This window comes from Candidatus Binataceae bacterium (assembly GCA_035500095.1).
In the GTDB taxonomy this organism is placed as follows: Bacteria; Desulfobacterota; Binatia; order Binatales; family Binataceae; genus JAKAVN01.
Genome location: DATJXN010000003.1, coordinates 1 through 9,329, shown reverse-complemented (window position 1 = coordinate 9,329; position 9,329 = coordinate 1). Strand labels below are relative to the sequence as shown.

The window sequence follows — 9,329 nt, the reverse complement described above, 5'->3', positions numbered from 1 at the left end:
CCTAGTCCGACGCCGTCCGGTTGTCGGCAAACAGCTTGGCCGACGACGCGATCGGTTCCGCCGCCGCGCTGGCCGCTGCCGCCGTCGCCGCCGCGCGGCGCGCCGCGGCGGTCGGCTTGCCAAGCGGAATCAGGTTAAGTTCGTGCGCGCACTGTTCGACCACCTGGTAGGCGAGCCTTCCCGATTCGACGGCCTGGCTCACCGCGCACATCGCACCCGCCATGGTCAGCGCGGTCAGCACCGCTGCCATTAAGGAATGGCCCAGCGCGGCGCATAGCACCGCCCCGCCCACGCCGATCGCGAGGCCTGCGAGCGTAAGCCGGCTCATCCTGACCCGCACGGCGATGTGATTCTTCAGCCGCGCGGCCTCGTGCTCCTCGTCTGCGGTCTTGAAGCGCAAGCGCGTCCACGGGTCGGGCCGAACCTCGAGATCGAAATCGTTCCATCCGGGATCGTGCGTCGCCGCGAGACCCGCGCGCGAGAAGTGGCGCGCCATGCGCTCAAGCAGGGTTTCGCGGGTCGTCCAGGCCTCGTTCCAGTACGAGAGATGGAAGCTGCGGCGCAGCCATCGCAGCGCCGGGCGCTGACGCGGCTGAGTTTCGTTGGCGAAGCCGAGCGTGCGCATCCGCATCTTCCATCTGGTCCACGTACGCACCATCGGTCCACTCCACGCGAGGAACGCGACGAAGAGCCGCGCGCCCGGCGAATCGTGACATTTCTCGAGCGGGGCCTTGCGCGCGTAGTAAAGTGCCCATACCACGCCGAGCGAAAGCATCGCCAGCGCGGGCAGCACCGTAAATCCGGCAAACCAGCTGAAAAGCGCCGCCGCGGCGAACACCAGGTTCCATTCGAGCGTCTGCGGGAGAAAGTTCAGGATTCCCGGGATCTCGTCGCTCACGCTCTGCGGAGCGCCGGCCGCCCGCGTCCATCCGATACGGCGGCGCAGCGCGCCGGGCACGGTTGCCGCGAGGCCGGGAATCGTGCCGCGCCATTTGATTTGGCCAAGCCCGTTGAAGCGCTCGGGATATTTCAGATAAAGCGCGGCCTCGGCGCGGCCGTAACCGCGCTGCTGACCGTAGTACGCCTTCACGGTGTTGCGGCGAAAATGCCAGACAAAGGCCGCCGGGCAGTAGCCGAGCGTGAAACCCGCGTCCAGGATGCGCCAGCAGATATCAACGTCGTCGCCGGCCGAAGTGAATTGCGCATCGAAGCCGCCCACCGTCAGCAGCGCTGCTTTGGTGAAGACCATATTGCATCCGGCCAGATGCTCGGCGCGATCGTCGGCCACCAGCACGTGGCACGGCGCGCCCGGCGCGGCTGCGACGCATCCTTCGACTCGTCCCTCCTCATGCGGCGCATAGTTGGGGCCGCCGCAGCCGTCGAAGCCGCCCTCGACCATCGTGCGCACCATCAGGGTCAGCCAGTCGGGATCGACGACACAGTCCGAGTCGGTATAGGCGATAATGTCGCCGCGCGCCGCATAAAGTCCCACGTTGCGCGCAACGCTCAAGCCCTTGTTGGGCTGGCGGATCAGCCGGAACTCCGGGAATTCCATCGCGATTTCGGCCGTGCGATCGCGCGAGCCGTCGTCGACGATTACGATTTCGTAGTTGGGGTACTTAAGCCGGCGCAGCGACTCCAGGCACGGCAGCATCGTGCGCTCGGCGTTGTAGGCGCAGATCACGACCGACACCATCGGGGTGCGCGGCGGATGCGGCGGACAGGTCCCGTTGAGCGAGACGAACGGGCTTGCCTCGTCGGCCCGCAGCGGGCGCATCGCCAGCAGGTCGGCGACCGGCGGGCGCACCAGCGGCGGCGCCACCACGCCTGCCGCTCCGACGCCGAATGTCGCGGCTACCAGCTCGTCCTGTTCGAGGCCCTGGCCCGCTAGCGCCTGGGGAAATTCGATCACGACCGGCCGCGCCATCGCCAGATTGTGCAGCGCGACGACGAAGCGCGTGAGCTCGGCGGGCGTAAGGCCGCCGGCCTCTGCATAGAGAAAATCCTCGCCGGCCGTCGCCAGCGCGATCGTGGACGCGCGATGCTTCAACGCGACCAGCGCGCGGCTGTCGCGCAGGTGGATTTGGCGGTACAACCGGTCAAGCGCGCGCCGCAGCCGCTCGACCCCCATCATCCTCAGCCGCTCGGGCGCGAAGGGGCAGTCGATCAGGTATCCTATGAGCGCGGGATGGTTGCGCCAGATGTTGACCGTGCGGGAGATCCGGGCGGCGGTCTCGCGCACGCGGACGGATTCGAGCAGGTCTTCGGGCTTGACGGTAATCTCGATTAGCGCGTGGAGGCCGGTGTAGGTGGCGAGGTCGAGGACGGCATCTGCCTGTTCGTCGCGCAGCACCAGGGCCGTGGTATGGGTTTCCTGCAAAACCTGGAGGCGATGCCTGAGCACGAGCCGCCGGTTCAGGTCCAGCCGGGGCTCGACGTCGGCAAGACGCATCGCCTTGAGAAAAAACTTGTGACCAGCGCGGGAGAAGAATTTCCCCTGCGCAAGGATAGCCGGGCGAGAGGGTTCGTCTTGTAGCACGGTATCGCGCTAGTGCCAAAGCCGTGCCATCAGAAAAACCCTCGCACAGTCTAGGCTTTTGGCGACGCGCAGATAGATGAAGGCCAACGTATTGGGATGTTGGCTAACCCTTTTGCGACCGGGCGAATCCTGCATCGTGCTTTTTGCGGCTCGCAGGAAGCCGGCCGGCTCCTAGAAGGCGGATTTTGGCGGTGTTATAACTCGATCGGTTGGTAGCCGCGTGGAGCAACATCCGAACAAAAACGATCGCTCCTCAAAGAGCGCTATGCCTGAAAAGCGCAGGACCTCCGTCGGCGGACGCAGGACTGCCTGCCATAAGAGCACTGCTGCCACCGACAAGAGCAAGGCGGCCGGCGCGCACCACTTCGCAAACGACACGCAGATACAGGCCACACCGGAAGAGCTGACTGCGATCCGCGCCCAACTCCACACGATCGAGCTCGCGCTATCAGCGCTCTTTGGCGCGGACTACCGCCGCGGACCGGAGAGCCAGCGTTCGCGGCGCGCGGCCGCCGAAGTAATCGACCGCCACTTTCAACGGATGGTCGAGCAATGGACTGCCGCGATTCTCGGGATGCTCGACGAGCGCTCGAAGCACAAGTACCCGCACATAGCGCAGGACTGCGCCAACGCGCTGGTCCGGTTCGTTGACAACCTGCGTGATCGCGACAATCTCGACACTTATGTCTATCTGCGCCGGCATTGCCAGGAGGGGATGCTTTCGCGGGTGAGGCCGTCGGAGTTCAACGTCCTGCACATCGCGCTCAAGCAGATAATTCTCAAGCACGTGCGCTCGTCGCTCAAAGGGCTGCGGATGGAGCGGGCGCGCGAGGCGGTGGTCGCCGCGATCGACGAGCGGCGCCTGATGGTTTCTCAGTTCTATATCGAATCGCGCGAGCATGCGCTCCGCATCTCCGAAGAAAAGTACCGCACGACGATCGACCACGCGCCAGACCCGATGTACGAGATCGAGCCCCATACCTGGATCGTGCAGGGCGCCAACGCCGCGGCCGAAGCGATGTACCAGCTCGTGCCGGATCACGCAGAGAAGCCGCTGGTGGGGCGCAAGCTGACCGAGCTTGGTCCGCCCGAGGACATTCCGCACATCCTGCGCCACGTCGAAAAGGTCGTGCGCGACGGCTCCGACCAGATTCGCGATTGGCCGGAAGCCGGGCGCTACTTTGACGTCAACTCGGCGCTGATCTCGTTCGGCAATGTGCAGTTCGTGCACATGATCCTGCACGACGTGACCCAGCGGCGCGAGATGCTCGACGAACTGCTGCGGACCGAACGTCTCGCCGCCGCCGGCACCTTCGCCGCCGGCGTGGCGCACGAGGTCAACAACCCGCTCGGCTCGATCTCCTCGCTGGTGCAGTCGCTGCTGCCGGAAGAGACCGACCTCGCGCGGCGTACCTCTTTGCACACGATCCTCGCGCAGATCACGCGCATCTCGACCACGCTCAAGGACCTGGTGAATTTCGCACGGCCCTCGGCATCGCAGCGCAGCCGCTTCGATCTGAACGACCAGGTACGCGAGACCCTGCGCCTGGTCGCCTACAACAGCCGCTTCCAGGGTGTCACTTTCGATCCTCAACTAGGCGCCGATCTGAAGCACGCCTTCGCCGACGGCAATGAGATCCAGCAGGTGCTGATCAACCTGATCTTCAACGCCGCCGACGCAAGCCAGCATCGCGGCGGCTCCATCCGCATCGTGACCGAAAATCATCCGGCCGCTCGCGACGGCGCCGCCCACGTCAAGAAAGTGTTGATGCGCGTGATCGATAACGGCATCGGAATCCCGCCCGAGCATCTAAGTCGCGTCTTCGATCCGTTCTTCACCACCAAGCCGGCCGGCGCGGGCGTGGGCCTGGGACTGTCGCTCTGCCAGCGCATCATCCTGGCCAACCAGGGCACCATCCGTATCGACAGCGAGATTGGCAAGGGCACCACGGTCACGATCTGTCTGCCCACCTACGAATGCGAGACGGCCGCGGCTGAAGTTCCGGTGTCATGAACGAAACCGACCCGTTGATCCCCGACACCCTCGCCGGTCACGAGCGCCCGGCGCCCGCCCCCCAGCGCGGCCCGTACCACGTGCTGGTGGTCGAAGACGAAGACCTGATGCGCTCGATCATCGCGCAGCTCTTGCGCAGCGAGGGCTACACGGTCTTCGAGGCGCACGCCGCCGAGGTCGCGCTCGGCATCTTCGAGCGCGAAAAGATCGACCTCGCGATAATCGACGTCAACCTGGGCGGCGGCAGCGGCCTCGATCTCCTGAGCCGCGTGCGCGCGCTCGACTCTGAAGTGATGGGCATCATCGTGACCGCCTACCCGAGCGTCGAGTCCGCCGTGCACGCGCTCCACGAGGGCGCCTACGATTACATCACCAAGCCTTTCGCCAACGACCATCTCAAGGCCGTGGTGCGCAACGCGCTGGCGCAAAAGGCGCTGTTCCAGGAAAACCGCTTCCTGCGCCGCGAGCTGCGCGAGAAGTATCGCTTCGAAAACATCATCGGCAAAAGCGACGCGATCGAGCAGGTCTTCCGCGTCATGGAGAAGGTCGCGCGTACCGACTCGAGCGTGCTCATCACGGGCGAATCGGGCACCGGCAAGGAGCTGGTGGCACGCGCGCTGCATTTCAGCTCCGAGCGCGCACACGCCCGCTTCCTCCCGATCAACTGTGGCGCGCTGCCCGAGAATCTGCTCGAGAGCGAACTCTTCGGTTACAAGCGCGGCGCGTTCACCGGAGCTGCGCAGGACAAGGTGGGCCTGCTCAAGGCGGCGGACAAGGGCACGATGCTCTTCGACGAGATCGGCGAGATGCCGCTTGCGCTGCAGGTCAAGCTGCTGCGCGCCTTCCAGGAGCGCGAATGCTACCCGCTCGGCTCCAACGATCCGGTGAGCTTCGACGTGCGGGTTATTTGCGCGACCAATCGCGACCTCGAGCGCGAAGCCAAGGAGGGCCGCTTCCGTGAGGAGCTGCTCTACCGCATCAACGTGATCAATATCGCCCTGCCCGCGCTGCGCGAGCGCCGCGACGACATTCCGCTGCTCGCCAACCATTTCCTGCGCAAGTATGAGAAGCAGCTCGGGCGTTCATCGATGCGCTTTTCCAAGGGCGCGATGCGCGTGATGGTCGGCTATGCGTGGCCGGGCAACGTGCGCGAACTCGAAAACAGCGTCGAGCGCGCCGCTATCCTGGCCGAGACTGACGTCATCCATGCCCACGACCTGCCGGAGAAGCTCAACGACAAGTCGGCGGCGCCGCCGGCCTCGAGCGACGGCGCCGGCATGACGCTGGAAGAACTCGAGCGAGAGCATATCCGGCGGGTGCTGGTGCGCGTCCAGGGCGACAAGGTTCGTGCCGCCGAGGCGCTGGGCATACACCTTTCAACGCTGTACCGCAAGGTCCAGCGCTACCGGCTGGAAAGCGTGGGCACGGGCGAAGATGCGGCGCGATTGGCCACTCCTGCGCGCAGCGCGCCAACCGGCCGGTAGCGGCGCGGGAAGGCCGTCCGCCGGGACTTGCGCCGCGCCCCAACCGCTGGTAGCAATCGGCGTCGGCGCGCGATAGACTTTTTGACAGCACGGCACGGATCCCGCCGTGCGGAGATGACCATGGATATTTTCGCACCTTCTCATTTGTTGGTTCTGCTGGTGATCATCCTGATCATTTTCGGCCCGAGTAAGCTCGGCGACGTGGGCGGCGCGCTCGGCAAGGCGATCAAGGACTTCAAGCGCGCGATGAACGAGCCCGAGCCGTCAAGCCAGCAGGCGCAAAAGACCGCCGAGACCAAACCCCCGGTCGAAGCAACTCCGGTCAAGCCGTCCTGAACCGAATCAGTCGGTCCGCTCCTCGCGGACGGCTTTGCTCGACGACCCTCGGAAAGCGCTTGCAAAGCGCGGCCGGTCTCTCCTAAAGCATCAGCCATAGTCGTGCGCCCCCCGATTTCCAGGAGCGCGGGCGCAATCGCTTGGCCGCCCGGGAAAACCCGGCGGCGCGGCGGCACCGAGGACGGCGTAGTCTTGAAGGCATCACGAATCCTTATCTGGGCCGCGGTGGCCGCGTTGGGCGCGGGCGGCCTTGCCTATATCGCGCTCGCGCGCGGCGAGGATCGTCCGAGCGCGCTTTGGTTCGTGATCGCCGCGGTCTGTGTCTATGCCGTCGGCTACCGCTTCTATTCGGGATTCATCGCCCGCCGGGTGCTCGAACTCGACGATTCACATCCGACACCCGCCGTCCGCCTTAACAACGGCCGTGACTACGTGCCGACGCCGCGCTGGATCACCTTCGGCCATCACTTTGCCGCCATCGCGGGTCCCGGCCCGCTGGTCGGCCCGGTGCTCGCGGCGCAATTCGGGTACCTGCCGTCCACGCTCTGGATCGTAATCGGCGCGGTGCTCGGCGGATGCGTGCAGGATTTCGTAATCCTCGGCTACTCGCTCAAGCGTGACGGCCGCTCGCTCGGCAAGATGGCGCGTGACGAGATCGGCCCGGTCGGCGGCCTCGTGGCGCTCGGCGGAGTGCTGCTGATCATGGTCATCCTGATCGCCGTCCTCGGCCTGGTGGTGATCAACGCGATGAAGCAGAGCACGTGGGCGACCTCGACCGTCGCCGCGACCGTGCCGATCGCGATGCTGGTCGGCATATACATGACGTATTTGCGCCCCGGCCGAATCCTCGAGGCGTCGGTGCTCGGCGTCGCGCTGATCGCGGCGGCGGTGCTCGGCGGACGCTACGTCGAGGGGTTCAGCTGGGGCCACTACTTCGCGATGGACGCACCGCATCTCGCGGTATGGATCATCGCGTACGGTTTCATGGCTTCAGTGCTGCCGATATGGCTGTTGCTCGCGCCGCGCGACTATCTTTCGGCCTTCATCAAGATCGGCACGATCCTCGCGCTGGCGGCCGGGATCGTCGCGATGCATCCGCCGACCCTGATGCCCGCGCTGACCCGCTTTACCGACGGCAGCGGGCCGGTTTTCGGGGGCAAGGTTTTCCCCTTCGCCTTCATCACGGTCGCCTGCGGCGCGATCTCGGGCTTCCATTCGCTGATCGCCTCGGGCACCACGCCCAAGATGCTCGAGCGCGAGGGCGATGCGCGGATGGTGGGTTACGGATGCATGCTGATGGAGTCGTTCGTGGCCGTGATGGCGATGATCGCGGCGATTATCATCAAGCCCGGCATCTACTTCGCGGTCAACGCGCCGGCCGGCGTGGTCGGCACGGGGATCGCCGCCTGCGAAAAGATTTCGGCGTGGGGCTTCGCCATCACCGACCAGGAGATGCGCGCGCTCGCGGCCTCGATCGGCGAGCAAACGCTCTACGCGCGCACTGGCGGCGCGCCATCGCTGGCGGTCGGGATGGCGCATATCTTCGCGCATTCGCTCGGTGGCGGCGCGGTAATCGCGCTCTGGTACCACTTTGCGATCATGTTTGAGGCGCTGTTTATCCTGAGCACGCTCGACGCCGGCACACGCGTCGCGCGATTCATGCTCCAGGACCTGCTCGGCCAGGTCCACCCGTCGCTCGGCGACGCCGGCTCGTACCTGAACATCGTAGCGACCTCGGCGTTGATCGTCGCGGCGTGGGGTTATTTTCTCTACTTCGGCACGATCGATCCGCTGGGCGGCATCAATTCACTATGGCCGCTGTTCGGGATCGCGAACCAGATGCTGGCGACGATCGCGCTCTGCGTCGCAACTTCGGCGATGATGCGCCAGGGCAAGAGCCGCTACGCCTGGGTCACGCTGACTCCGCTTTGCTGGCTGGTGTCGGTCACGATGACGGCCGGGCTGGAGAAAATCTTCAGTTCCGCGCCCAACGTCGGTTTTCTCGCTCACGCCGCGCAACTCGCGGCCGAGCAGGCACTGCCCACGACCAGCGCCGCGCGCTCGGCAACGATCACACGCCTGGTCTGGAACGATCGGATCGACACCGCGATGACTTTCATCTTTATTGCGGTCGTGATCGTGATTCTTACCGACTCGGCGCGCGTCTGGCTCCGGCTCACGCTTGCACGGCGCGCCGGAGCGCCGGCCGAGCCCGTCGCTGCGTGATGTACACATCGCCGAGGGTCGTATGGTTGCATGGCCCGCGCGATGGGAATTTAATTGGAGACTCAGCGGCTGGCCGCGAAGGGGCTGCCCGTCGATGATAGCTGGGTCCTGCGCAAGGGAAGACCGCGAACCCCGCCAGGTCCGGAAGGAAGCAACGGCACCGGTTGACACCCTGTGCCGCAGGGGAGCCTAGCTATCACTCGGCGGGCAGAATGCCGCTTTTTCCGTAGTCGCTCGATGGCCGGTTATCGCTGATGGCTTCCGATCCGTCGTCGCACCTGGTGTTGGCGCGCAAATGGCGCCCCGACCGCTTTGCCCAGCTGGTCGGCCAGGAACACGTAACCCGCACGCTCAGTCAGGCCCTGCAAAGCGGCCGGATCGCCCACGCCTTCCTGTTCACCGGCATCCGCGGCGTCGGCAAAACCACCGCCGCGCGCATCCTCGCCCGCTGCCTCAACTGCGAAAAGGGGCCGACCCCCGATCCGTGCGGCGAGTGCGCCGCCTGCATCGAGATTCGCGCAGGGCGCGCGCTCGACGTGGTCGAAATCGACGGCGCAACCTACCGCAAGATCGACGACGCCCGCGCCATTATCGAGAACCTGAGCTACCGGCCGGCGCGCGACCGCTTCAAGATCTACATCATCGACGAAGCCCATCAGCTCACCGACCAGGCCTTCAACGCGCTGCTGAAGACGCTGGAAGAGCCGCCGGCGCACGTCAAGTTCATCCT

The 9,329-nt window shown here is 65.5% G+C and carries 6 protein-coding genes and 1 other RNA gene; 6 read left to right on the top strand and 1 reads right to left on the bottom strand.

Going from position 1 to position 9,329, the window contains the following annotated elements:
* Nucleotide 1: 1 nt before the first annotated feature.
* The gene (locus VMI09_00315) at nucleotides 2–2,452 is read right to left on the bottom strand and encodes a glycosyltransferase (GenBank protein HTQ23107.1); all 2,451 of its coding nucleotides are present in this window, start codon (nucleotides 2,450–2,452) and stop codon (nucleotides 2–4) included.
* 352 nt (nucleotides 2,453–2,804) lie between these two features.
* On the opposite strand from VMI09_00315, the gene VMI09_00310 reads away from it, so the two are divergent.
* The 6 genes from VMI09_00310 to dnaX form a co-directional block, all read left to right on the top strand.
* A complete protein-coding gene (locus VMI09_00310) occupies nucleotides 2,805–4,553 on the top strand; it encodes an ATP-binding protein (GenBank protein HTQ23106.1) in 1,749 nt (582 codons plus the stop codon).
* Nucleotides 4,550–6,037 carry a sigma-54 dependent transcriptional regulator gene (locus VMI09_00305; protein ID HTQ23105.1) on the top strand — a complete coding sequence of 496 codons (1,488 nt, stop codon included), beginning with the start codon at nucleotides 4,550–4,552 and terminating at the stop codon, nucleotides 6,035–6,037. Before VMI09_00310 ends, VMI09_00305 begins: the two co-directional genes overlap by 4 nt.
* A gap of 120 nt (nucleotides 6,038–6,157) precedes the next feature.
* Nucleotides 6,158–6,373: a twin-arginine translocase TatA/TatE family subunit gene (gene tatA / locus VMI09_00300; GenBank protein HTQ23104.1), complete on the top strand. Its 216-nt coding sequence runs from the start codon at nucleotides 6,158–6,160 to the stop codon at nucleotides 6,371–6,373.
* Between the two features lie 192 nt (nucleotides 6,374–6,565).
* Nucleotides 6,566–8,599 carry a carbon starvation CstA family protein gene (locus VMI09_00295; GenBank protein HTQ23103.1) on the top strand — a complete coding sequence of 678 codons (2,034 nt, stop codon included), beginning with the start codon at nucleotides 6,566–6,568 and terminating at the stop codon, nucleotides 8,597–8,599.
* A gap of 99 nt (nucleotides 8,600–8,698) precedes the next feature.
* Nucleotides 8,699–8,797, top strand: an RNA gene (gene ffs / locus VMI09_00290) — signal recognition particle sRNA small type.
* A gap of 56 nt (nucleotides 8,798–8,853) precedes the next feature.
* A partial coding sequence (gene dnaX / locus VMI09_00285) for a DNA polymerase III subunit gamma/tau (GenBank protein ID HTQ23102.1) occupies nucleotides 8,854–9,329 on the top strand: 476 nt, incomplete at its 3' end.

Coding starts and splice junctions, on each gene's coding strand:
- VMI09_00305 (HTQ23105.1), top strand. CDS start 4,550: ATGAACGAAACCGACCCGTTGATCCCCGACACCCTCGCCGGTCACGAG.
- tatA (HTQ23104.1), top strand. CDS start 6,158: ATGGATATTTTCGCACCTTCTCATTTGTTGGTTCTGCTGGTGATCATC.
- VMI09_00310 (HTQ23106.1), top strand. CDS start 2,805: ATGCCTGAAAAGCGCAGGACCTCCGTCGGCGGACGCAGGACTGCCTGC.
- VMI09_00315 (HTQ23107.1), bottom strand. CDS start 2,452: ATGCGTCTTGCCGACGTCGAGCCCCGGCTGGACCTGAACCGGCGGCTC.